24 protein-coding genes are annotated in these 21,841 nt (G+C 72.0%); 15 read left to right on the top strand and 9 right to left on the bottom strand.

Annotated features, from left to right (window positions below; translation table 11 throughout):
- The first annotated feature begins 16 nt into the window (after positions 1-16).
- The 4 genes from ACWCSD_RS14960 to ACWCSD_RS14945 are packed head-to-tail and all read left to right on the top strand — an operon-like array spanning position 17 to position 2,764.
- Complete coding sequence (locus ACWCSD_RS14960) at positions 17-517, top strand: shikimate kinase (protein WP_449915308.1); 501 nt, start codon at positions 17-19, stop codon at positions 515-517.
- Positions 514-1,584, top strand: coding sequence for a 3-dehydroquinate synthase (aroB, locus tag ACWCSD_RS14955; protein ID WP_449915305.1), 1,071 nt, complete (start codon positions 514-516; stop codon positions 1,582-1,584). The genes ACWCSD_RS14960 and aroB overlap by 4 nt, the downstream gene beginning before the upstream one ends.
- Positions 1,581-2,015: a type II 3-dehydroquinate dehydratase gene (gene aroQ / locus ACWCSD_RS14950; protein WP_352363963.1), complete on the top strand. Its 435-nt coding sequence runs from the start codon at positions 1,581-1,583 to the stop codon at positions 2,013-2,015. Before aroB ends, aroQ begins: the two co-directional genes overlap by 4 nt.
- Positions 2,012-2,764 (top strand): SGNH/GDSL hydrolase family protein, encoded by a 753-nt coding sequence (locus ACWCSD_RS14945; RefSeq protein WP_358284970.1) that lies wholly within the window; start codon positions 2,012-2,014, stop codon positions 2,762-2,764. Before aroQ ends, ACWCSD_RS14945 begins: the two co-directional genes overlap by 4 nt.
- A 225-nt stretch (positions 2,765-2,989) precedes the next feature.
- Here the strand turns inward: ACWCSD_RS14945 and ACWCSD_RS14940 are convergent, their stop codons facing one another.
- A complete protein-coding gene (locus ACWCSD_RS14940) occupies positions 2,990-4,963 on the bottom strand; it encodes an ATP-dependent DNA helicase (protein WP_449915302.1) in 1,974 nt (657 codons plus the stop codon).
- 392 nt (positions 4,964-5,355) lie between these two features.
- Here ACWCSD_RS14940 and ACWCSD_RS14935 point away from each other — a divergent pair, with 392 nt between their 5' ends.
- A complete protein-coding gene (locus ACWCSD_RS14935; protein WP_397163727.1) occupies positions 5,356-6,384 on the top strand; it encodes a hypothetical protein in 1,029 nt (342 codons plus the stop codon).
- 63 nt (positions 6,385-6,447) lie between these two features.
- On the top strand, positions 6,448-8,052 hold the full coding sequence (locus ACWCSD_RS14930; protein ID WP_358284976.1) for a Na+/H+ antiporter: 1,605 nt from the start codon (positions 6,448-6,450) through the stop codon (positions 8,050-8,052).
- A 30-nt stretch (positions 8,053-8,082) separates the two neighbouring features.
- On the opposite strand, the gene ACWCSD_RS14925 is transcribed toward ACWCSD_RS14930, so the two are convergent.
- Complete coding sequence (locus ACWCSD_RS14925) at positions 8,083-8,340, bottom strand: ubiquitin carboxyl-terminal hydrolase 14 (protein ID WP_358284978.1); 258 nt, start codon at positions 8,338-8,340, stop codon at positions 8,083-8,085.
- A 174-nt stretch (positions 8,341-8,514) separates the two neighbouring features.
- Between ACWCSD_RS14925 and ACWCSD_RS14920 the strand changes: the two genes are divergently transcribed.
- From ACWCSD_RS14920 to ACWCSD_RS14895, 6 genes are all read left to right on the top strand, one after another.
- Positions 8,515-9,699: an aminotransferase class I/II-fold pyridoxal phosphate-dependent enzyme gene (locus ACWCSD_RS14920; protein ID WP_449915298.1), complete on the top strand. Its 1,185-nt coding sequence runs from the start codon at positions 8,515-8,517 to the stop codon at positions 9,697-9,699.
- Between the two features lie 43 nt (positions 9,700-9,742).
- The gene (locus ACWCSD_RS14915; RefSeq protein ID WP_352324105.1) at positions 9,743-10,129 is read left to right on the top strand and encodes a hypothetical protein; all 387 of its coding nucleotides are present in this window, start codon (positions 9,743-9,745) and stop codon (positions 10,127-10,129) included.
- Between the two features lie 47 nt (positions 10,130-10,176).
- A complete protein-coding gene (locus ACWCSD_RS14910; protein WP_352363977.1) occupies positions 10,177-10,503 on the top strand; it encodes a YidH family protein in 327 nt (108 codons plus the stop codon).
- Entirely contained in the window at positions 10,504-10,833 is a 330-nt protein-coding gene (locus ACWCSD_RS14905; RefSeq protein WP_357964720.1) for a DUF202 domain-containing protein, read from the top strand.
- A 50-nt stretch (positions 10,834-10,883) separates the two neighbouring features.
- Positions 10,884-11,198 carry a hypothetical protein gene (locus ACWCSD_RS14900; protein WP_357964718.1) on the top strand — a complete coding sequence of 105 codons (315 nt, stop codon included), beginning with the start codon at positions 10,884-10,886 and terminating at the stop codon, positions 11,196-11,198.
- A gap of 166 nt (positions 11,199-11,364) precedes the next feature.
- On the top strand, positions 11,365-11,805 hold the full coding sequence (locus ACWCSD_RS14895) for a hypothetical protein (protein ID WP_397163732.1): 441 nt from the start codon (positions 11,365-11,367) through the stop codon (positions 11,803-11,805).
- A 43-nt stretch (positions 11,806-11,848) separates the two neighbouring features.
- Here ACWCSD_RS14895 and ACWCSD_RS14890 read toward each other — a convergent pair whose 3' ends face one another.
- Positions 11,849-13,681 (bottom strand): ABC transporter ATP-binding protein, encoded by a 1,833-nt coding sequence (locus ACWCSD_RS14890; protein ID WP_397163734.1) that lies wholly within the window; start codon positions 13,679-13,681, stop codon positions 11,849-11,851.
- Complete coding sequence (locus tag ACWCSD_RS14885) at positions 13,678-15,459, bottom strand: ABC transporter ATP-binding protein (RefSeq protein ID WP_352357190.1); 1,782 nt, start codon at positions 15,457-15,459, stop codon at positions 13,678-13,680. Before ACWCSD_RS14885 ends, ACWCSD_RS14890 begins: the two co-directional genes overlap by 4 nt.
- A gap of 220 nt (positions 15,460-15,679) precedes the next feature.
- Between ACWCSD_RS14885 and ACWCSD_RS14880 the strand changes: the two genes are divergently transcribed.
- Positions 15,680-16,159, top strand: a complete 480-nt coding sequence (locus ACWCSD_RS14880) for a nucleoside deaminase (RefSeq protein WP_449915288.1) — start codon at positions 15,680-15,682, stop codon at positions 16,157-16,159.
- A 26-nt stretch (positions 16,160-16,185) separates the two neighbouring features.
- Here the strand turns inward: ACWCSD_RS14880 and ACWCSD_RS14875 are convergent, their stop codons facing one another.
- A complete protein-coding gene (locus ACWCSD_RS14875) occupies positions 16,186-17,304 on the bottom strand; it encodes a ferritin-like domain-containing protein (RefSeq protein ID WP_358284995.1) in 1,119 nt (372 codons plus the stop codon).
- An 89-nt stretch (positions 17,305-17,393) separates the two neighbouring features.
- Here ACWCSD_RS14875 and ACWCSD_RS14870 point away from each other — a divergent pair, with 89 nt between their 5' ends.
- Positions 17,394-18,026 carry a TetR/AcrR family transcriptional regulator gene (locus ACWCSD_RS14870; RefSeq protein WP_352357184.1) on the top strand — a complete coding sequence of 211 codons (633 nt, stop codon included), beginning with the start codon at positions 17,394-17,396 and terminating at the stop codon, positions 18,024-18,026.
- 42 nt (positions 18,027-18,068) lie between these two features.
- On the opposite strand, the gene ACWCSD_RS14865 is transcribed toward ACWCSD_RS14870, so the two are convergent.
- Both ACWCSD_RS14865 and ACWCSD_RS14860 read right to left on the bottom strand, forming a co-directional pair.
- Entirely contained in the window at positions 18,069-18,524 is a 456-nt protein-coding gene (locus ACWCSD_RS14865) for an aggregation-promoting factor C-terminal-like domain-containing protein (RefSeq protein ID WP_352324905.1), read from the bottom strand.
- 333 nt (positions 18,525-18,857) lie between these two features.
- On the bottom strand, positions 18,858-19,253 hold the full coding sequence (locus ACWCSD_RS14860; protein WP_449915284.1) for an aggregation-promoting factor C-terminal-like domain-containing protein: 396 nt from the start codon (positions 19,251-19,253) through the stop codon (positions 18,858-18,860).
- Between the two features lie 187 nt (positions 19,254-19,440).
- Here ACWCSD_RS14860 and ACWCSD_RS14855 point away from each other — a divergent pair, with 187 nt between their 5' ends.
- A complete protein-coding gene (locus ACWCSD_RS14855; protein WP_358284999.1) occupies positions 19,441-19,926 on the top strand; it encodes a glutathione peroxidase in 486 nt (161 codons plus the stop codon).
- On the opposite strand, the gene ACWCSD_RS14850 is transcribed toward ACWCSD_RS14855, so the two are convergent.
- A complete protein-coding gene (locus ACWCSD_RS14850; protein ID WP_449915280.1) occupies positions 19,923-21,077 on the bottom strand; it encodes an acyltransferase family protein in 1,155 nt (384 codons plus the stop codon). The genes ACWCSD_RS14855 and ACWCSD_RS14850 overlap by 4 nt on opposite strands.
- 37 nt (positions 21,078-21,114) lie before the next feature.
- Positions 21,115-21,841 (bottom strand): alpha/beta hydrolase (locus ACWCSD_RS14845; protein ID WP_449915278.1); only part of this gene is annotated, 727 nt, incomplete at its 5' end.

Below are 21,841 nucleotides of genomic sequence, written 5' to 3'. Positions count from 1 at the left end.
AAGGGGTGAGCGACCAGTGACCAGAGCCGTGCTCATCGGGCCGCCCGGATCCGGCAAGACCACGATCGGGCAGCTGCTGGCCGATCGGCTCGGCGTCGCCTTCCGCGACACCGACGCCGACGTCGAGGCCGTGGCCGGCAAGCCGGTCTCCGACATCTTCGTCGAGGACGGCGAGGCCCGCTTCCGTGAGCTGGAGCACCAGGCCGTGCGCCGCGCGCTGGCCGAGCACGACGGCGTCCTGTCGCTCGGCGGCGGCGCCGTGCTCAACGAGGACACCCAGGCCCTGCTCGCCGGTCACCACGTGGTCTACCTGCAGGTGGGCCTGGCCGACGCGGTCCAGCGGGTCGGGCTCGGCTCGGCCAGGCCGCTGCTGGTGCTCAACCCGCGCAGCCAGCTCAAGAAGCTGATGGAGGAGCGGCGGCCGGTCTACGAGCGTCTGGCCGTGGTCACGCTCGCCACCGACAAGCGCGACCCCGGCGAGCTCGCCGACGAGATCCTGGAGGGCCTGCCGGCATGACCGCGACGCGGATTCCCGTATCCGGCGACAGCCCGTACGACGTCGTGGTGGGCAGCGGCGTGCAGGCCGAGCTGCCGGGTCTGTTCCGGCCGGGCGTGCGCACGGTCGCCGTCGTCCGCCCGCAGGGCCTGCCCAAGCTGTCCCGCCCGGTCCTCGCGGCGCTGGCCGAGGCCGGTTACGAGGTGGCCGACCTGCCCGTCCCCGACGGCGAGGCGTGCAAGACGCCCGAGGTGGCCGCCGGCCTGTGGTCCGCGCTCGGCCGCCACGGCCTGACCCGCTCCGACGCCGTCGTGGGCGTGGGCGGCGGCGCGACGACCGACCTGGCCGGCTTCGTGGCCGGCACCTGGCTGCGCGGCGTGCAGGTCGTGCTCGTGCCGACGACGCTGCTGGCCATGGTCGACGCCGCCGTCGGCGGCAAGAACGGCATCGACACCCCCGAGGGCAAGAACCTGGTGGGCACGTTCCTGCCGCCCGCCGGGGTGCTCTGCGACCTGGCCGTGCTGCCCGGCATGCCGAAGGCCGACTACGTGGCGGGGCTCGCCGAGATCATCAAGGGCGGCTTCATCGCCGACCCGCAGATCCTCACGCTGGTCGAGTCCGACCCCGAGGGGGCCACCAGGCCCGACGGCCCCCACACCCGCGAGCTGATCGAGCGCAAGATCCGCGTCAAGGCCCACGTCGTGGGCGCCGACCTGCGCGAGCAGGGCCTGCGCGAGATCCTCAACTACGGACACACGCTCGCCCACGCCATCGAGCGCGACGAGCACTACACGATCCGCCACGGCGAGGCGGTCGCCATCGGCATGGTCTACGCCGCCGAGCTGTCCCGGCTGTCCGGCCGCGCCGACCTGACCGCCCGCACCCGCGCGATCCTCACCTCCGTGGGCCTGCCGGTCTCCTACCACGCCGGCGCCTGGCCGCGGCTGCGCGACCACATGCGGCTGGACAAGAAGAACCGGGGCGCCAAGCAGCGCTTCGTCGTCCTCGACGACCTGGCCAGGCCCGGGCGGCTCGAAGACCCCGCCGAAGAGCTGCTCGAAGCCGCCTACAAGGAGATCGCGCGATGATCCTCGTGCTCAACGGCCCCAACCTGAGCCGGCTCGGCACCCGCGAGCCCGACGTCTACGGGGCCGAGACGCTGGAGGACCTCGCCGAGCTGTGCCGCGAGACCGGCCGCAAGCTCGGCGAGCAGGTCGAGGTGCGCCAGACCGACGACGAGGCCGAGCTGATCGGCTGGCTGCACGAGGCCGCCGACGGCCGCATTCCCGTCGTGCTCAACCCGGCCGCCTTCACCCACTACTCCTACGCCGTGCGCGACGCCATCGCCCAGCGCACCGCCCCGCTCGTCGAGGTGCACATCAGCAACCCCGCGGCGAGGGAAGAGTTTCGCCACACCTCGGTCGTCGCCGGGGTGGCGACGGGCACGATCGCCGGATTCGGACTACAGTCCTACGTCCTGGCGCTACACGCTATCGCGGAGATGAACAGCAGCTCATGAGGCAATACAAGTCCTTCGTCGCACTCGGGGACAGTTTCACCGAAGGACTGAACGATCCAGGCCCCGACGGGCACTATCGCGGCTGGGCCGACCGGGTGGCCGAACGGCTCGCCGCCGACGACCCGGCGTTCCGCTACGCGAACCTGGCCGTCCGCGGCAAGCTGCTCGACCAGATCGTCACCGAGCAGGTGCCGCGGGCCATCGAGATGGGTCCCGACCTGGTCAGCTTCTGCGCGGGCGGCAACGACCTGCTGCGGCCGGGCAGCGACCCCGACGTGATGGCCAAGCGCCTGGCCCGCGCGGTGCGCGACCTGCGGGCCGGAGGCGCGGACGTGCTGCTGTTCACCGGGGTCGATCCGCGCGACACGCCGCTGATGCGCCGGCTGCGCGGCCGTTTCGCCATCTTCTACCTGCACATCCGCTCCATCGCCGACCTCTACGGCTGCCGGCTGGTCGACCAGTGGTCGATGCAGGGGCTGCGCGACTGGCGGGCCTGGAGCACCGACCGCCTGCACATGAACGAGGACGGCCACCGGCTGGTGGCGGCCCGCGTGCTCGACGTGCTCGGGGTGCCGTTCGACGACTGGCGCAAGGACTGGCCGGAGCGGCTGGTCGACCCGCGCGCGCGGCGCCGCGAGGACGCCCAGTGGATCCGCGAGCACCTGGTGCCGTGGATGTCCCGCCGCCTGCGCGGCACCTCCTCCGGCGACGGCCTCACCCCGAAGCGCCCCGACCTCACCCCGTTCTAGCCGCTCCCGCAGTACCGCTCCCGGATCAGACCCGCTCAGGGTTCCGTCGCGGGCTCGCGGGGCCACGGAGTGGGGCAGGGTGGGCTCGCGTGACGGCGGCCCGCCGGTGAAGGGTCAGCGGGCGTTCCCTGGAAGGCCACCGGCCCCGTACGGCGGGTGGCCTGACCCGGCGAAGCCGTAAGGGAAAAGGCCGTTGCCCGAAGTCGGTCCCTGAAGATCAGCGGGTCAGGACTCGGTGGACAGCCGCTTGAGCGCGGCTCGGGGGACGGCCGGGTCGGTGGTGCGCCAGAACGGCGGCAACGACCCCAGCAGGAAACCGCTGTACCGGGCCGTGGCCAGGCGCGGGTCGAGGACCGCGATGACGCCCTTGTCGTCCTGTGCGCGCAGCAACCGGCCGGTGCCCTGGGCCAGCAGCAGGGCCGCGTGGTTGGCCGCGACCGCCATGAACCCGTTGCCGCCGCGCGCCGCGACGTGCCGCTGCCGGGCCGAGGTGAGCGGATCGTCGGGACGCGGGAACGGCACCCGGTCGATGATGACCAGCCGCAGCGACGGCCCGGGGACGTCGACCCCCTGCCACAGCGACAACGTGCCGAACAGGCAGGTCGGCTCGTCCTCGGCGAACTGCTTGACCAGCAGCATGGTCGAGTCGTCGCCCTGGCACAGCAGCGGCACGTCGAGCCGCTCGCGCAGCGCCTCCGTGGCGGCCTTGGCGGCGCGCATCGAGGAGAACAGCCCCAGCGTGCGCCCGCCGGCCGCCTCGATGAGCTCGGTGATCTCGTCGAGGTACTGCTGCGGCAGCCCGTCGCGGCCCGGCTGGGGGAGGTGTTTGGCGACGTAGAGGATGCCGGCGCGCGGGTGGTCGAACGGCGAGCCGACGTCGATGCCCTGCCAGCGCTTGCTGTCGCCCAGCCCCCACTGCGCGGCCAGCCCGTCGAACGTGCCGCCGAGGGCGAGCGTGGCGGAGGTGAGCACCACCGTGCGCTCGCCGAACAGCCGGTCGCGCAGCATGCCGCTCACGCTCAGCGGCGCGACCCGCAACATGGGCGGACGGCGGTCGGTGGCGCCGTCGAGCCAGACCACCTCGGCGCGGTCGGCCTCGGAGGCGTGGCCGTAGGCGTCGAGCATGCGGACGGCGGTGTCGTGCACCTCGTCGAGCGCGGTGAAGGCGGCCTTGCGCTGGCCGGCCTTGTCGGGGTCGTCCTTGTCGGCGTTGCGCGGGCCCATGGCGGTGATGCAGCGCCAGGCCGTGTCGCGGATGAGCTGCAGGGTGAGGCCGAGCACCTGCGGCAGCTCGTCGATGCGGCCGGGCGGCGCGGCGGCCAGCAGCGCCTTGAGGTCTTCGCCCGCCTCCAGGAGCTGGTCGGCGAGCGGCTGCTCGATCAGCCGGCCGACGCGGCGCACGGCCAGCATCACCGAGGCCTCCGACAGCTCGCTGGTGACCACCGAGGTCACCCGGTCGACCAGCTCGTGGGCCTCGTCGACGACCACGACCTCGTGCTCGGGCAGCACCGGCAGGTCGCCCATGGCGTCGATGGCCAGCAGCGCGTGGTTGGTCACCACGACGTCGACCTCGCCCGCGCGCGCCCTGGCCAGCTCGGCGAAGCACTCGGGGCCGCTCGGGCAGCGGGTGGCGCCCAGGCACTCCTGCGCGCTCACCGAGAACTGCCGCCAGGCCTGCTCGCTGACGCCGGGCACCAGCTCGTCGCGGTCGCCCGTCTCGGTCTCGTCGGCCCACTCCTGGATGCGCTGGACCATGCGGCCGGTCGCGCTCACCTCACGCGGGTCGAAGAGCTGGTCCTGCTCGTCCTCCTCGGGCCAGCCCGCCGTCGCCTTGTAGCGGCACAGGTAGTTGCGCCGGCCCTTGAGTATGGCGAACGTCGGCTCGTGCGGCAGCTCCTTGCCCAGCGCCTCGGCCAGCCGGGGCAGGTCGCGGTCGACGAGCTGGCGCTGCAGCGCGATGGTGGCCGTGGAGATGACGACGGGGGTGTCGCTGTCCATGGCGTGCCGGATCGAGGGCACCAGGTACGCCAGCGACTTGCCGGTGCCCGTGCCCGCCTGGACGGCCAGGTGCTCCTCGTCGTCGATGGCCTTCTGGACGGCCTTGACCATGGTGACCTGGCCCTGCCGTTCGCTCCCTCCGAGAGCGCCGACCGCGATGCTGAGCAGTTCGTCCACTGACGGGAGATGGGAGTCCGGCACGGTCGTCAACGGTACCCGCAATCCCGGGCCGACGCGCCGGGACGCCCTGTGTCCGGCCATGCGCATCCCGGCGTTCGCGGGCTTCCCGCGGGACTCGCGTGGCACACTGTCGAGCGGAACTCCAACTGGTCAGGAAGATCTTGCTGGTGTGATCGATGGGGTTCACGGTCTCGATGGTGAGAGCGGTTAGGTAGGGTTTTCCGGGGTTGAGTGGACGAATAAAGGCTGGTTAAAGCAGTATGTCTGCCATGTCGGAAGTTGTCCCGTTGCCGTCGTTCGGCGAAGTCTTCTTCGATGCACGAGGTCAGGAGCGGTGCCTCCGGGTCACGTGGCATGAGGGCACACTCGTCCTCAGCCTGTGGCGAGGGGAGATGTGCACAGCGAGCTTCCGCATGCCGATGGAGGATGTCGGCAGGCTGCTCGACACGCTCGACGACGGCTACGCCGAGGCCACGGGCGAGCAGCCCGCGGTGCCCGCGGCCGATCCGGGCACCGAGGTCATGCCGGGCACCGGCACGTACCACCGGCCACCTCAGCACGCCCAGCAGCAGCCTCCGCCGCCCGCGCTCGACGAGCGGCCCACCGCGTCGCTGTCGCCCAACGACGTGCTGGTCGCGCGCGGCCCCGCGCCGCAGGACAAACTGGTGGCCTCCTACAGCGAGACCACCGGCCCCCGGGAGACGCCGTCGTACGGCGAGCGCAGCCCCTTCACCGGCCCCCAGTACGTCGAGCAGCCCGCCGCCCAGTACCCCGGCGACCCGCACAGCGGCCCCCAGTACACCGGTGACCCGTTCAGCGGCCCGCAGTACACGGGCGATCCGCTGAGCGGCCCCCAGTACACGGGTGACGCCTTCAGCGGCCCGCAGTACACCGGCGACCCGCTGAGCGGCCCCCAGTACGCCGGCGACCCCTTCACCGGCCCCCAGTACGTCGAGAGCAGCGAGCCCGTCTACCAGCTGCCCGCCGACCAGCGCCGACCGGCACCGCTGAGCACCGACCCGCTCGGCTTCCCGTCGCAGGCCGCCGACCCCTACCCGCCGGCCCAGCAGTACTCCCCGGACTCCTACGGCTCCTACCAGCAGCCGCCGTCCCAGCCCCAGCAGCCTCCGGCGCAGCCGCAGGGCACGGCCGGGCTCGGCACGCCCATGCACGGCATCCCCGGCGCCGGCCGCAGGCACAACCCCGCGCCCGCCCAGGACTCCTACCGCGCGGCCGACACCTACCAGGGCTACCAGCAGCCCGCGCAGCCCAACCCGGTGGACCCGCTGCTGGCGCTCGGCCGCCAGGAGTACCCGCCGCAGTCGTCCGACCCGAACATGGGCCGTCCGTACGTGACGGACCCCCTGTTCTCGACCGGCGAACGCCTGCGCCCCGACCAGCAGCAGGACTACGGCGACGGGCGCGACCGCCGGGAGTGGTGACACCCTCCTCCCGCCCGCCGGGTACGCTCTCGGCATCCACCCGGGCGAGCTGGAGGAACGTCGTTGAACCCGACCATGGGCCTGCAACTGCTGCTGATGGCCGGTGGCGCGGTCGCGGTCGCGGCGGTGGCGCGGCGGCGGGGCTGGCCGGCCCCGCTGTTGCTGGTCGCGGCCGGCCTGCTGGTCTCGCCGCTGGTCCCGGCGGTGCCGTTGCAGCCCGAGCTGGTGCTGTTCGTGTTCCTGCCGCCGCTGCTCTACTCGGCCGCGCTCGACAGCTCCTACCTGCGCCTGCGTGACGTCAAGCGGGCCGTGGCGCTGCTGTCGATCGGCCTGGTGCTGTTCACCACGGCCGTGGTGGGGCTGGTCGTCCACCTGCTGCTGCCGCAGCTCCCGCTGGCCGCCGCCTTCGCGCTCGGCGCGATCATCGCGCCGCCCGACGCCGTGGCGGCCGTCGCCGTGGGCCGGCGGCTCGGGCTGCCGCGCAAGTCGCTGACGATCCTCATCGGCGAGAGCCTGTTCAACGACGCCACGGCGCTGACGGCCTACCGGGTGGCCATCGGGGCGGCCGTGGGCGGCAGCATCGACCTGTTCCAGGGCGTGGCGCAGTTCCTGTTCGCGGCGCTCGGCGGGGTGGCGATCGGGCTGGCGCTGGCGTTCGTGTTCGCCTGGGTGTTCCAGCACACCCGCGACTCGCTGGTCGAGAACACGCTGATGCTGCTGATCCCGTTCGCGGCCTATCTCGCGGCCGAGTCCGTGCACGTCTCCGGGCTCGGGCCCGAGCCGGTGCACGCCTCGGGCGTGATCTCCGTCGTGGTCGTCGGCCTCTACCTGGGCAACCGCATGCACCAGCGGGGGTTCGGCACCCGGCTGGTGTCCGACGCGGTGTGGAAGGTCACCGACTTCTTCCTGGAGTCGATCGTCTTCGCGCTCATCGGGCTGCAGCTCGTGACCGTGATCAAGGGCATCACCGGCTACGGCCCCTGGCAGGTCGCCGGCTACGCGCTGGCGGTGCTGGCGGTGACGATCGTGTCCAGGTTCGTGTGGGTGTTCGCCTTCACCCCGCTGGTCAAGCTCGTCCGGCGGGGCCCGGCGCCCAGCCCGCAGCAGACGGTGATCCTGGGCTGGGCCGGCATGCGGGGCGTGGTGTCGCTCGCGGCGGCGTTCTCCATCCCGCCGGAGATCCCGGCCCGCGACCGGGCCATGCTGCTGTTCCTGACGTTCACCACGGTGATCGGCACCCTGCTGATCCAGGGCATGACGTTCCCCGCCCTGATCAGGAAGCTGCGCGTGTCGAGCGAGCAGGAGCGCTACGAGGACACGCTGGCCGAGGCGGCCGCCCAGCAGGCCGCGCTGGAGGCGGGCCTGGCCGAGCTCGAACGCCTGGTCGAGCAGGAGGGCGAGCCCGACGAGATCAAGAAGCAGGTCATCGACCAGCTCAGGGAGAAGTCGTGGCGGCGGTCGCTGACCGCGTGGGAACGCCTGGGCGGCGGCACCGCGCAGGGCGGCGCCGAGACCCCCAGCAGCATCTACCGGCGGCTGCGCCGTGACATGCTCACGGCCGAGCGCGAGGTGTTCGTCCGCCTGCGCGACGAGCGCCGCCTCGACGACGAGGTGCTGCGCGAGGTGATGGCCCAGCTCGACTTCGAGGAGGCCATCCTCGAACGCTGACCCCGACGGGCGCCGCCCGCGCAGGGCGGGTCAGCCCATCTGGTTGTCCACGAAGCACCAGCGCCAGCTCTCGCCCGGTTCGAACGACTGGATCACCGGGTGCGTGGTCGCGTGGAAGTGCTTGGTCGCGTGCTTGTTGGGCGAGGAGTCGCAGCAGCCGATGTGGCCGCACTCCAGGCAGCGCCGCAGGTGCACCCATCGGCTGCCGCTGGCCAGGCACTCCTCGCAGCCCTCTGGGGTCTTCGCCGCCGGGTCGTCGGCCTGGGAAAGATGCTCGCACATTGCCATGGATCCGATCCTAGGACCCGGCCGCCGATGCCTTCCGCGCAGACCTCTTGTCCGGGCCCTGACCTGAGAGAAGGCCGTGCGTGCCGGGCCTTCGGCGAAGGGAGTTCCGCGCGGCCGGCGGGGTGGTCGATCAGACTCTTCTCAGGGGGTCCGCGCTCAGGGGAGTGAGAAGGCATGGCCGATGTGTTCGCGAAGTGTCGTCTGCCCGGGTACCAGCCGGTCAAGGAGCTGGGCGTCTATCCGTACTACCACCCGATCCAGGAGCGGCCGGGCGACGGGGAGGTGGTGGTCGGCGGGCGGGTGCTGGTGCAGGCCGGGTCCAACGACTATCTCGGGCTCTCGGGGGATCCCCGCGTCAAGGAGGCCGCCGTCGCGGCGATCCGGCGGCTCGGGGCGGGCAGCGGCGGTTCGCGGCTGACGAACGGCTCGCTCGCGCTGCACGAGGAGCTGGAGGCGCGGCTCGCGGAGTTCCTCGGGCGTCCGGCGGTCATGGTGACCAGCGCCGGCTACCTGGCCAACCTCGCGCTGGGCGCGCTGCTGGGGCCCGGCGACGTGGTGATCGGCGACCGGCTGGTGCACGCGTGCCTCATCGACGCCGTACGCCTGGGCGGGGCGCGCTTACGCCGCTACCGGCACAACGACATGGACCACCTGGAACGGCTGCTGGCCGCCGCCGACCCGGACACCGGCCGGATGATCGTGACCGAGGGCATGTTCTCCACCTCGGGCAACGTGTGCGACCTGCCGGGCATCGCCAAGCTCGCCCGCGCGTACGGAGCCCGCGTCGTGATGGACAGCGCCCACGACGCCGGCCTGCTCGGGGACGCCGGTCGCGGCGCCGCCGAGGCGCACGGCCTGGAGGAGGCGGTGGACGTGCAGACCATCACCTTCTCCAAGTCGTTCGGCACGATCGGCGGCGCGGTCGCCGGGCCGGAGGAGATCATCCTCTACCTGCGCCACCACGCGCGGTCCATGGTGTTCACCGCCGCCCTGTCACCGGCCTGCGCCGCCGCCGCGCTGGCCGCCCTGGAGATCGTCGTCGCCGAGCCCGAGCGGCGGCGCCGGTTGCGGACCGCGGCCGGGCGGCTGAGCGGCGAGCTGGCCGGGCTGGGGTACGCCGTCGTGCCGTCGGACCGTCCGGTCATCGCCGTGCCGGTGGGGGAGGACCTGCGCTGCTTCCGGTTGTGGCGGGAGCTGTTCGACGAAGGGGTGTTCACCACGGCCATGATCTCGCCCGGGGTGCCGCCGGGGCAGGCGCTCATCCGGGTCAGCCTCACCGCCACCCACACCGACGCCCAGCTCGACCGGATCGCGGCCGCCTTCGCCGCCGCCGGCCGTCGAGCGGGGCTTCTTCACTGATCGCGCGCCGCCGCGGGCGCGGGGCGCTGGGTAAGGTCGAGGTATGCGACTCATCAAGAGCCGGTTCGTGCCCCTGGCGCTCTTCGCCGTCTGCGTCCTGGCCGCCGGGTGCGGCGAGGTCAACGACACGATCGACAAGGCCCAGGCGTGCCTGGAGGCGCCGAAGATCGTCACCGACCTGGCCGCCAAGGTCAAGGACCTCACCGACGACCCCAAGGCCATGGAGAAGGCGCTCGACGACGCCGCGGGCAAGCTCAACGACGTGGCCGACAAGGCCGCCAACACCACGCTCAAGCAGGCCAGCGAAGACCTTGCCAAGACTTTGGGCGGGATCGACGTCCAGAACGTGAACGACGCCGTCGACGCGGCCCAGAAGGTGGGCAGCGAGGCGGTCGACTACGCCCAGCAGGTCGCCAAGGCGTGCAGCTGAAATCCCGTCTTCTCTAGGGGAAAAGGGGACGAATTACCATATAAGGCATGGAGCCCGACCCGCGTTTCACCTTGGCCAACGAACGCACCTTCCTCACGTGGCTGAGTACGGCGCTGGCGCTCAGCGCGGGCGGGGTGGCCATGGCGGCGGTGCCCTCCGACGTGTTCGTTCCGTGGGTTCGCACGGTGCTGGCCGTCATGCTGGTGTCGTTGTCCGCACTGGCCGCGGGCATGGCCTATCCGCGCTGGCGCAACATCCAGCGCGCCCTGCGCAACCAGGCGCCGCTCCCGCCGCCCGCCCTCGCGGCGGTCTTCGGGTACGGCGTCGCCACCGTGGCCGTCGTCGCCCTCGTGCTCATCATCCTGTCGGTGTAGATGTCACAGGAGATCTGGGACGAGGGCCTGCAGAGCGAGCGCACCCGGCTCGCCTGGGTCCGCACCGCCGTGGCGCTGGCCACGGGCGGGCTCGGCGCGGCCGGGCTCGCGGTGCGCCACGGCCTGCCCGCCGTGGCCGTCGCCGGGTTCGCGCTGGCCGCGCTGTGCGGCGCGGTCCTGCTGATCAGGACGGGGGTGCGCTTCCGCCGGGTCCAGGAGGCCCTGCACGGCGGACGGCCCATCGACGCGGGCCTCGACGCGCTGTTCGCCTGGCTCGGCACCCTCAGCGTCGTGCTCGGCGCGGTCACCTTCGTGCTCACGGTCCGGTGACCCCCGGCTTGCGATGTTCCGGAGGGGAGGCGGACACTCGTAGTGAGGGGGTGACCTCAGTGGAGGAAGAACGCAGGACCCTGCCCTTCGAGTGCCGCGGTTGCTGGCACGTCTGGGAAGAGGACTACCTCGTCCGGCACGTCGACGACGAGCACGGGAACGCCGCCGAGATCTGGCTCAGGGACGGGCTCGTGGTGCCGCCGCCGTCGTACGGGGTGATCTGCCCGCATTGCGGCTGTCAGCAGACCACCACGTTCCCGGCCGGCTATCTCGCCCGCCATCCGGAGCTGTTCCGGTCGGACGAGCCGGTCGTCCCGGACGCCACGCCGCTGCTCAGCCCGGTTCCGCCGCGGCGTCCGTACTGACGGGAGACGCGACGGCGGGCGGGCAAGTGCCGAAAAACGGCGCTAAACCATGACACTTGGTAAGCGTTTCGTAGCTTGAAGTGTCATAAGGTGCGTCTTGCGCAGGCGCGGGGCCAGGCGCAGACTCAGGTCTAGACCACTGAATCCCCAGCCGGGGGTGATCCTCGTGCGCGACGGGTTCGAGACCCGCGAGACCTGGCCCTTCGAGTGCCTGCGCTGTCTGCGCGTCTGGGAGGAGGAATTCGTCGTCCGGCATTTCGCCGACGACCACGGCAATCAGGTCGAGATCTGGCTCAGCTCCGGCGTTGCCGTGCAACCTCCCTCGTCGGGCACGTGCTGCCCGGGATGCGGCGCCTACCACGTGACGTCGTTCCCGAACGGCTACCTGGCCAGGCACCCCGAGCTGCGGCCGGATCCCGAGGTGCGGCCCCAACTCGTGCCCGAGCTCGGCGCCGTGTCGGGTCCGGCGCTGGAGGAGCCGAAGGCGCCCCTGGCCGGGGCGCCGCTGGCCGGTCGGCTGCTCGTCGCGATCGGGGTGCCCGTCGCCCTGTTCGTCGGGTACGAGCTGTACCGCGGCCTCGTGGCCGCCGCGCCCGTCCACCACTAGCGCGCCGGCCCGCCGCTCGCGCGGTGGGCCGACGGCGTCGTGGTCACTGGCTCAGGCTCTCCAGCCAGGCCCGGTGCAGCCCGGCGAAGCGGCCCGAGGCGGCGATGAGCCGGTCGGGCGGCCCGTCCTCGACGACCTGGCCGGCCTCCATCACCAGCACCCGGTCGGCGATCTCCACGGTCGAGAGCCGGTGGGCGATGATCAGCGCGGTGCGGTCGGCGAGGATCGTGCGCAGCGCCCGCTGCACCAGCCGCTCGCTCGGCACGTCGAGGCTGGAGGTGGCCTCGTCGAGGATGAGCACCGCGGGGTCGGCGAGGAACGCCCTGGCGAACGCGATGAGCTGTCGCTGGCCCGCCGACATGCGCCCGCCGCGCTTGCCGACCTCGGTGTCGTAACCGTCGGGCAGCCCGGCGACGAACTCGTGCGCGCCGATCGCCTTGGCCGCCTCGCGGACCTGCCGGTCGGTGGCGTCCGGCCGGCCGAACCTGATGTTGTCCGCGACCGTGCCGCTGAACAGGAAGTTCTCCTGCGTCACCATGACGACGGCCTGGCGCAGCGTCGTCTCGTCCAGGTCGCGCAGATCGACCCCGTCGAGCAGCACGCGGCCCGCGGTCGGGTCGTAGAAGCGGGAGATCAGCTTGGCCAGCGTCGTCTTGCCCGCGCCGGTCGCGCCGACCAGCGCCACGCTCTGCCCGCCGGGGATCGTCAGGTCGAGGCCGGGCAGGATCGGCATCTCCTCGACGTAGGCGAAGCGCACGTCCTCGAAGCGGACCATGCCGCGGGCCTGCTGGGGCAGCGGCTCGGGGCGGCGCGGCTCCGGCACGCCCGGCTCCTCCTCCAGCACGCCCGACAGCTTCTCCAGGGCCGCGCCCGCCGACTGCAGCGTGTTGTAGAACTGGCTGAGCTCCTGCATCGGCTCGTAGAACTGCCGCAGGTACAGCAGGAACGCGGCCAGCACGCCGACCGTGACCTCGCCCTGGATCGCCAGGTAGCCGCCGTAGAGCAGCACCCCGCCCACGGTGAGGTTGCCGATCAGCTTGATGCCGAACATGAACTCCGCGCCCAGCACCATGCTGCGCGCGTTGGCGTCCCGGTAGTCGTCGTTGAGCTGGGCGAAGATCTCCTGGTTGCGCGGCTCCCTGCGGAACGCCTGCACCGCGCGGATGCCGGTCATCGACTCCACGAAGTGCACGATCACCAGGGCGACCGTCTCCCGCGTGCGCCGGTAGACGATCACCGACTGCCGCCGGAACCATCGCGTGAACAGCAGCAGCAGCGGCAGCGGGACCAGCGCCACCAGGCCGAGGTGCACGTCGAGGACGAGCAGCAGCGCGGCCGTGCCGAACATCGTCAGCACCGCCTTGACCAGCCCGTCGAAGCCCGACTGGAGCAGCTCGGAGATGGCCTCGATGTCGGAGGTCAGCCGGGAGATGACCCGGCCCGAGGTGTACTTCTCGTGGAAGCTCAGCGACAGCCGCTGGAAGTGGTCGAACACCCGCCTGCGCAGCTCCAGCAGCACGCTCTGGCCGATCTTCCCCGACAGGCGCAGGAACGCCTGCCGGGTGAGCGCCTGCGTGACGGCCGCGACCAGGATCACGCCGACCACGATCAGCAGGATCGACGGCCCAGACCCGCGGGTCATCGGCGGGATGCCGTCGTCGATCCCCACCTTGACCAGATACGGGATCGCCAGCGCCGCGGCGTTCGAGACGACGATGATCGCGGTGAGCAGCGCGATGGCCTTGCGGTAGGGACGCAGCAGGTCGCCGAGCAGCCTGCGGGAGCGCTCCCGCAGCAGCACCGACACCTTCTCCGGCAGTTCGTCCTGCTCCTCGGAGGCGACGCCGCGCCAGGAGGAGACGGGGGCGGCGGTCATCGCAGGGCTCCTTCCGAGGGGTCGAAGTCGGCGTCCTGGGCCAGCAGTTCGCGGTACTCGGGCACGTCGGCCAGCAGCTCGTGGTGGCGGCCGACGTGGGTGATGGTGCCGTCGCGCAGCAGCGCCACCTTGTCGGCCAGCAGCACGGTCGAGGCGCGGTGGGCGACCACGATGCCGGTCGCCTCGCGCAGGACGTGCCGCAGCGCCTCCTCCACCAGCGCCTCGGTCTCCACGTCGAGCGCCGACAGGGTGTCGTCGAGGACGAGCACCCGCGGCCTGCTCAGCACCGCCCGCGCCAGGGCGAGCCGCTGCCGCTGCCCGCCCGACAAGGACAGGCCCTGCTCGCCGATGCGGGTGTCGAGGCCCCAGGGCAGGTCGTACACGAAGCCGGCCTGGGCGGTGGCGATCGCGGCGGCCAGCTCCTCCTCGGTGGCGTCGAGCCGGCCGAGCATGAGGTTCTCGCGCACGCTCATCGAGAACAGCGTCGGCTCCTCGAACGCGGTGGCCACCAGCGAGCGCAGCGTGGTCAGGTCGAGGTCGCGCACGTCCTCGCCGTCGATGGTCACGCGGCCCGTGGTGGCGTCGAGCAGCCGGGGCACCAGCGCGGTCAGCGTGGTCTTGCCCGCGCCGGTCGCGCCCACGATCGCGACCGTCTCGCCGGGGTGCACGTCCAGCCAGACGTCGCGCAGCACCGGCTCGTCCGCGCCGGGGAAGGCGAACCCGACGCCCTCGAAGCGCAGGTGGCCCCGGGGCAGCTCGATCGTGCGGCTGCCGCTCTCGATCGCCGGGACGGTGTCCATGACCTCCATGACCCGGTCGGCGGAGGTCATCGCCTCCTGGGCCATGGCCAGGATGTAGCCGAGGCTGGCGATCGGCCAGACGAGCTGGAGCATCAGGGTGGTGAAGGCGACCAGCGTGCCCAGCGTCATCGAGCCGGAGCCCACCGCGAGCGCGCCGAGCAGCAGCACCAGGGCGAGGGTGACGTTGGGGATCACTTCGAGGAAGGCGAAGAACCGGGCCGACAGGGTGGCCTTGTCGACCGAGCTGCCGTACACCTTGCGGGCCGCCTCGTCGTAGCGGTCGTAGACGTGGTGGCGGCGGCCGAACGCCTTGATCGTACGGATGCCGATGGCCGACTCCTCGACGAGCGTGGCGAGGTCGCCCTGCTCGTCCTGGACCTGGCGGGAGATCTTGATGTACCGCTTCTCGAACCGCAGGGACGTCCACACGATCGGCACGGCCGAGGCCAGCACCAGCAGCCCGAGCGGCCAGTACTTGTTCAGCAGGAGCACGGTCACCGTGATGAGCTGGAGGACGTTCATCACCAGGAAGAGCATGCCGAAGCCGAGGAAGCGGCGGATCGTGGACAGGTCCGTCGTGGCCCGCGACAGCAGCTGGCCCGACTGCCAGTCGCCGTGGAAGCCCATCGGCAGGCGCTGCAGGTGCTCGTAGAGGTCGTCGCGGATCGCGGTCTCCAGCCCGAGGACGGGTTTGACCTGGGTCCAGCGCCGCAGGAAGATCAGCCCGGCCTCCACGACGCCCACGCCCAGGGCGATGAGACCGAGCGGGAGCAGCCCGTCGGAGTCGCCCCGCGTCACGGGACCGTCGATGACCTTCTCGCTGATCAGGGGGAGCGCGATGCTCGCGGCGATGCTGAGGATCGCGGCCAGCCAGATGAGCACCAGTCTGGCGGCGTACGGGCGGAGGTAGGACTTCATCCGCCACAGGGAGTTGGAGGAGAGCAGGGGACGGCGAGGTGTGTCAGTATCGGGAGGCATCCCATCCAGATTAATACGTGGGATCAACCCATTTTTTGCGGTAAATGTGGGGGTTTCTGCAGGTTACGGGCAGAAACGAGACCCTCACGGCGCGTCCGGCGACCCCGCGCCCGCCGTCGTCCGGACGGCCGGGCACACTGCCACCTGCGGCTCGGGCGCGGCCCGGGCTAAGGCGGAGCTGTCCTTTCCGCTCACCATTCTCACCGGACGGGAAGTCGCGATGATCGACGAGAGGGAACTGCCGTACCTGCGGCGCTGTGTCGAGCTGGCCACCGAGGCGCTGGAGTCGGGCGACGAGCCCTTCGGGTCGGTGCTGGTCGCCGCGGACGGCGCCGTGCTGGCCGAGGACCACAACCGGGTGGCCGGGGGCGACCGCACCCGGCATCCGGAGTTCGAGCTGGCGCGGTGGGCGGCGGCCAACCTGACCCCGCAGGAGCGGGCGGCGGCCACCGTCTACACCTCCGGCGAGCACTGCCCGATGTGCGCGGCCGCCCACGCCTGGGTGGGCCTCGGGCGCATCGTGTACGTCGCGTCGTCGGAGCAGCTCGGCGGCTGGCTGGCGGAGCTGGGCGTGCCGGCGCCGCCGGTGAGCACGCTGCCGGTCAACGCCGTCGCGCCGGGCGTCCCGGTGGACGGGCCCGTCCCGGAGCTGGCCGGGCAGGTGCGCGAACTGCACCGCCGCTTCCACGGCGGACGCTGAGAACGCCGCCCGGCCGGGCGGGCCGGTCAGGGGGCGGACGTGCCGAGGGCGATCGTGTCGGCGACCTCGGCGTGCCGCTCGGCCTCCTCGGCGGCGAAGCGGGCGGCGTCCAGCTTGTCGGCGATGTCCTCGTCCTGCTTCATGAGGGCGTCGAGCGACTGGCCGGCCATCTCCAGCACGCCCATGTCGGCGTACGCCTGCTGCAGCCGCGGGCTCCACAGCCCGATGTCCTTGACGCACGGCACGATCCTGCTGAACAGCAGCGAGCGGAACAGCCGCAGGTACTCCGACTGGTCGGTGGCCCGCATGACCTCGTCGGTCTCGGCCCTGGACAGGCCCAGGTGCTCCCAGGACTCCGCGCCGCGCAGCCGGTCGCGCATGAGGTAGCAGCCCTCGATGACGAAGTCCTCGCGCTCGCGCAGCTCGGACTCCGACAGGTTCTTGTAGTAGTCGCGCAGCGCCATCCGGCCGAAGGCGACGTGCCGGGCCTCGTCCTGCATCACGTACGCGAGGATCTGCTTGGGCAGCGGCTTGGTGGTGATGTCGCGCATGACGCCGAACGCGGCCAGGGCCAGGCCCTCGATGAGCACCTGCATGCCGAGGTAGGGCATGTCCCAGCGGGAGTCGCTGAGCGTGCTCTCCAGCAGCGCCTTGAGGTGCTCGTTGATCGGGTACGCCAGGCCCACCTTCTCCTGGAGGAAGCGGGCGTAGGTCTCGGCGTGGCGGGCCTCGTCCATGGTCTGGGTGGCGGCGTAGAACTTGGAGTCCAGGTCGGGCACCGACTCCACGATCCGGGCCGAGCAGATCATCGCGCCCTGCTCGCCGTGCAGGAACTGGGAGAACTGCCAGGCCGCGCCGTGCAGCCGCACGTCCTGGCGCTGCTGGGGGCCGAGCCGGTGCCACAGCGGGGTGTCGTGGATGGCGATCGTGTTGTCGGGGATCCCGAGCACGTTGTACGGGTCCACCTCCAGGTCCCAGTCGATGCGCTTGGCCGAGTCCCACTGCTTGTCCTTGCCCTTCTGGTACAAGGCCAGCATGCGGTCGCGGCCCTCGTCGTACTCCCAGGTGAACCGGCTGGCGCCGGCCATGCCGACGTCCCAGGTGGAGAGCTCGGCGGGGAGGGTGTAGAGATCGTGCGTCGACATGGGGGACCTCCGCGAGGGGGATTACGTACGGTGTACGTCCACGGCTCGACCCTTGCACGTACGGTGTACGTGCGTCAATAGAATGAGCTATGACCACCGAGCCCCTGTCCAGGCCGCGCATCGTGGCCGCGGCCATCGACCTCATCGAGCGCGAGGGCGCCGACGCGGTCTCCATGCGCCGCATCGCGGCCGAGCTCGGCGTCGGCGTGATGTCCCTCTACAACCACGTGCCGAACAAGGACGCGCTGCTCAACGGCGTGGCCGAGAGCGTGCTGAGCGGCATCGAGTTCACCGACGACCCCGATGCCCACTGGACCGACCGGGTGCGGGCGCAGGCGCGGGCCTTCCGGCAGATCGCCCATCACCATCCGCGCTCGACCATGGTGGTGGTCAGCCGCCAGCTCCACTCCCACGCCGGGCTGCTGCCGGTCGAGCGGGCGCTGGCCACGCTGCGCGGCGCGGGCTTCGACGGGCCCGACGCCGTCCGGATGTTGCGCATGTTCATCGCCTTCATCGTGGGCTCGCTGCTGCGCGAGGTCGGCGTGACGCCCACCTTCGCGCCCGTCCACAGCCGCACGGTCGAGGCCGCCGTCGTCGATCCGGCGTTGTTCCCCGAGGTGAGCGCGCTGGCGCCGCTGCTGGCCGAGTGCGACCACGAGGCGGAGTTCGAGTTCGGGGTCGAACTGCTCATCCAGGCCATCGCGGTGCACGCGGGTCAGTAGGAGGGCACCCGGGCGGGCCCGGATGCCCTCCGGCACGCGAGATCAGTACCAGTTGTGCGATTGCCAGTGCCCCCAGGCGCCGCAGGGCCTGCCGTACCTTCCCTTGATGTAGGCCAGGCCCCAGCGGATCTGCGTCTCGGGGTTGGACCGCCAGTCCTTGCCCGCGCCGCTCATCTTGCCCGCGGGCAGCGCCTGCGGGATCCCGTAGGCGCCCGACGACCGGTTGAGCGCGTGGTGGTTCCAATTGCTCTCCCTGGTCCACAGGTTGTCCAGGCAGCGGAACTCCCGGTAGTTCCACGCGCGCTGGACGACCTGTCCCAGGGCGATCTTCTTGTTTCTTCCGGCGGGCCGTACGGCCGCGATCTTCGGTTGCGCTGACGTTGTCCAGGTCCGCATCTTGATCACCGGAGGCCGGGACTCCGCCCAGGCCGGGCCGGTGCTGACGCCGAACGCGCTGATAGTGAGAAGAGTGCCGCTGAGCACGCGTTTGCTGTCCAAGGCGATCCTTGCTTTCGGGTCGCGTGCGGACGGGCGCCCCCTCGGGGGCGCCCTGCCGGTCCGCGTCCGTGGCTCGGACGCGGAGGGTCCGCGCGGCCTCCCGGGATCCTGTACCGCCCGATCGTGCTGGACGGCCCGGAAGGCGCCACGACGTGTCCTCAAGCACGATTCCTATTACGGGCCGTGACCGCGGGCCGCGATCTCGACACGCGAAGGACAGGTGTTTGCGCGCTCAATTCGGATAAAGGGCGATCTCGCTGGGCCAGGATTGCCCGGCCCGTCGCCCATATGGCATGTCCTTGAGTAAAAACGCGGACGTACCTGGGGTTTGGCTCAGTACCAACTGTGGGATTGGAAGTGCGCCCACGCGCGACACGGCGAGCCGTACCGCTGCTTGATGTAGCCCAGACCCCACCGGATCTGGGTGCGCGGGTTCGTGCGCCAGTCGGCGCCCGAGGAGGCCATCTTGTGGCCGGGGAGCGCCTGCGGGATGCCGTAGGCGCCCGACCGGTTGCCGGCCCTGTGGTTCCAGCCGCTCTCTCTGGACCAGAGCCTGACCAGGCAGCCGTAGCTCGCGGCGCCCCAGCCGCGCTGGGCGGCCAGGGACTTGGCGATGGCTTTGTTCCTGCCACTGCTCTGGGAGCTCTGCGCCTGTGCGGCCGTGGTGCCGGTCACCGTCGCGAGCGTTGCGGCGAGGACCAGGACACCGGTACGGCGGAGCATGGGCATGCGGATTCCCTTTCGAAGGGGACGGGGACCGCGTCACCCTGCCTGACAAACGCCCACATTTCCTAATTGACCATGAAAAATCAGGCGGAATTCCAAGATCGCGACATATTGATATTCAGGGGTTTCGCGGGAAAAATGAGGAATAGGTCACAATCTGCGGCGGGCGTCGTTCTGTAAGCTTCAGATCATGAGCCTTCGCGACATCCCGCTCCGCACCCTCGCCGACGACCCCACCACGCTCGGCGACCTCGCCGGCGACAAGGCCGTGCTGCTGGTCAACGTGGCCTCCCGCTGCGGCCTGACCCCGCAGTACGCCGGCCTGGTCCAGCTCCAGCAGGACTTCGGCCCGCGCGGCTTCAGCGTGGTCGGCGTGCCCTGCAACCAGTTCGCCGGCCAGGAGCCCGGCACGGCGGAGGAGATCCAGGAGTTCTGCTCGGCGACCTACGGCGTCGACTTCCCGCTGCTGGCCAAGGCCGACGTCAACGGCCCCGGCCGCCACCCGCTCTACGCCGAGCTCACCGAGACGGCCGACGAGGAGGGCGCGGCGGGCGACGTCCAGTGGAACTTCGAGAAGTTCCTGCTCGACCGCGAGGGCAACGTCGTGGCCCGCTTCCGTCCCCGCACCGCCCCCGACGACCCGGCCGTCGTCGCGGCCATCGAGAAGCTGCTCTAGCGGGGCCGCCGGCGTTCGTAGGCGTGGAAGGCGGCGCAGCACACCAGCAGCGCCACCGCGAACGCCGGCAGCCAGGCCAGCCGGGCCGCCACCCACCCGAGCTCCTCGGGCGGGGTGTGCAGGCCGGGCAGCGCCCGGCTCTCCAGGAGCGCCCGGCTCGCCAGCAGGCCGAGCTCGGTCACCGCGATCAGCGCGGTCTGGTGCCACAGGAAGATCGTCATCGCGGCCAGGTTCGCCACGGCCACGGACGCCCAGACGGCGGGGCGGCGCAGCAGCCGGCGCAGCGGGCCGAGCAGCAGCAGCGCCGCGCCGCACTGGGCGAGCCCGAAGCTGACGGCCGCGAGCGAGGGCGGGTCCAGGTTGGAGACCGGGGCGCCCGGCACCCCGACCATGGTCGCCGGGTAGCCGCCCCACACCACCAGCGCCAGGGCCGTGGCCGCGCCGCCGGTCAGCAGCGTCCAGCCGGTGGCCCGGCTCCGCAGCCGCCCGCGGGCCCAGGCCGCGCCCAGGCAGTACGGCACCAGCCACCCGGCCGCCAGGTTCACCCACCACAACCACTCCGGGCCGCCGGGCCCGAACCGCACCGCGTCGCAGGCCGCCACCGCCGCGAGCGGCCAGGCCGGGTGCAGCCGGGCGGCCAGCGGCGTGGCCGCCGTCAGCGCGGCGAACACCAGCAGGAACCACATCGGCGCCGCGGCCATCCTGACCAGCAGCCGCACGTCCTCCAGCGGCACCCCGGAGGCGAGCATCGCGACCGCCGCCACGGCCCACACCGCCGCGACGACCGCCACCGGGCGGAACAGCCGCCCCAACCGGCCGCGCAGCCACGGGACGTAGCCGATGCCGGCCGCCCGCGCCGACCAGTGGCCCTTCGCCCCGACCAGGCCGCCCACCAGGAAGAAGATCGCCAGCATCTGGAACGCCCACGACATCGGGGCGAGCTGCGGCAGGTACTTGAGCGGGCTGGTGACGCGCAGGCTGCCGCTGTCGCTGACCACGGCGGTCACCAGCCAGTGCCCGGCCACCACCCCGAGGATGGCCAGGGCCCGCAGCGCGTCCAGGGCCCGGTCGCGCTCCGGCGGCGTCCCGGCCTCGATGCGGGCGGCGAGCCCGCGCGGGCCGGAGCGCGTGCGGAGGGAGGAGTCAGACATCGCGGGGGCCTCTCCGGAGACGACGCGGGGGGAGGAGTCAGGCATCGCGGGCGGCCTCTCCGGAGACGATGCGGGCGACGGCCGTCAGGGCGGGGGAGCCGGGCCGCAGGTAGTCGCTGTGGCCGCCGTCGCCCGCCGCGAAGACGCGGGCGCCGAACCCGGGCGAGACCGGGTCCGCCCCCAGCCCGACCGTGACGAACGGCAGCTCGACCAGCGCGTGGGGCACGCCGGCGATCCAGTCGGCGGCGCCGCGCCCGGCCCACACGACCGCGCGGGTGCGCATGGCGGCGACGTCGGGGACGCCCGCGCCGGGGCTGCCCATCAGGACGATGTCGGCCACGTCCAGGCCGGGCGCGGCCCGTCCGCACACCACCGAGCCGTAGGAGTGGCACACGAGCGACAGCCGGGCGCCGGGCTTGACCGCACGCAGCTCACGTACGAACGCGCGCAACCCGGGCACGGCCTCGTCGGCCCGCGCGGGCGTCAGCACGTCCGGGCTGAGCGTGCCGGGCGTGCGGTAGCCGGCCCAGGCGATGACCGCCGAGCCGTCGCCGAGCGCCTCGCGCAGCCGCGTCGCCCCGGCGTGCAGCCGGCCGTACCGGTCGAGGTTCGTGTCGGAGCCGGGCACCAGGACGGCGATCCGCCGGGCCGTCGCCAGGTCGCCGAAGACCTCTACGGTCCGGCCGCCGTCGCGCCCGTCGAAGGACAGGAACGTGCGCGACGGGTCCGCCATGGCCCGCAGCGCCGCCGCCCGCAGGCGGTGC

This window comes from Nonomuraea sp. NPDC001684, from assembly GCF_053596515.1.
This window is presented reverse-complemented; position numbering and strand designations above follow the sequence as displayed.

Coding starts and splice junctions, on each gene's coding strand:
- aroB (WP_449915305.1), top strand. CDS start 514: ATGACCGCGACGCGGATTCCCGTATCCGGCGACAGCCCGTACGACGTC.
- aroQ (WP_352363963.1), top strand. CDS start 1,581: ATGATCCTCGTGCTCAACGGCCCCAACCTGAGCCGGCTCGGCACCCGC.
- ACWCSD_RS14945 (WP_358284970.1), top strand. CDS start 2,012: ATGAGGCAATACAAGTCCTTCGTCGCACTCGGGGACAGTTTCACCGAA.
- ACWCSD_RS14935 (WP_397163727.1), top strand. CDS start 5,356: ATGCCGATGGAGGATGTCGGCAGGCTGCTCGACACGCTCGACGACGGC.
- ACWCSD_RS14925 (WP_358284978.1), bottom strand. CDS start 8,340: ATGGCAATGTGCGAGCATCTTTCCCAGGCCGACGACCCGGCGGCGAAG.
- ACWCSD_RS14920 (WP_449915298.1), top strand. CDS start 8,515: ATGGCCGATGTGTTCGCGAAGTGTCGTCTGCCCGGGTACCAGCCGGTC.
- ACWCSD_RS14915 (WP_352324105.1), top strand. CDS start 9,743: ATGCGACTCATCAAGAGCCGGTTCGTGCCCCTGGCGCTCTTCGCCGTC.
- ACWCSD_RS14910 (WP_352363977.1), top strand. CDS start 10,177: ATGGAGCCCGACCCGCGTTTCACCTTGGCCAACGAACGCACCTTCCTC.
- ACWCSD_RS14905 (WP_357964720.1), top strand. CDS start 10,504: ATGTCACAGGAGATCTGGGACGAGGGCCTGCAGAGCGAGCGCACCCGG.
- ACWCSD_RS14890 (WP_397163734.1), bottom strand. CDS start 13,681: ATGACCGCCGCCCCCGTCTCCTCCTGGCGCGGCGTCGCCTCCGAGGAG.
- ACWCSD_RS14885 (WP_352357190.1), bottom strand. CDS start 15,459: ATGCCTCCCGATACTGACACACCTCGCCGTCCCCTGCTCTCCTCCAAC.
- ACWCSD_RS14880 (WP_449915288.1), top strand. CDS start 15,680: ATGATCGACGAGAGGGAACTGCCGTACCTGCGGCGCTGTGTCGAGCTG.
- ACWCSD_RS14875 (WP_358284995.1), bottom strand. CDS start 17,304: ATGTCGACGCACGATCTCTACACCCTCCCCGCCGAGCTCTCCACCTGG.
- ACWCSD_RS14870 (WP_352357184.1), top strand. CDS start 17,394: ATGACCACCGAGCCCCTGTCCAGGCCGCGCATCGTGGCCGCGGCCATC.
- ACWCSD_RS14860 (WP_449915284.1), bottom strand. CDS start 19,253: ATGCCCATGCTCCGCCGTACCGGTGTCCTGGTCCTCGCCGCAACGCTC.
- ACWCSD_RS14855 (WP_358284999.1), top strand. CDS start 19,441: ATGAGCCTTCGCGACATCCCGCTCCGCACCCTCGCCGACGACCCCACC.
- ACWCSD_RS14850 (WP_449915280.1), bottom strand. CDS start 21,077: ATGTCTGACTCCTCCCTCCGCACGCGCTCCGGCCCGCGCGGGCTCGCC.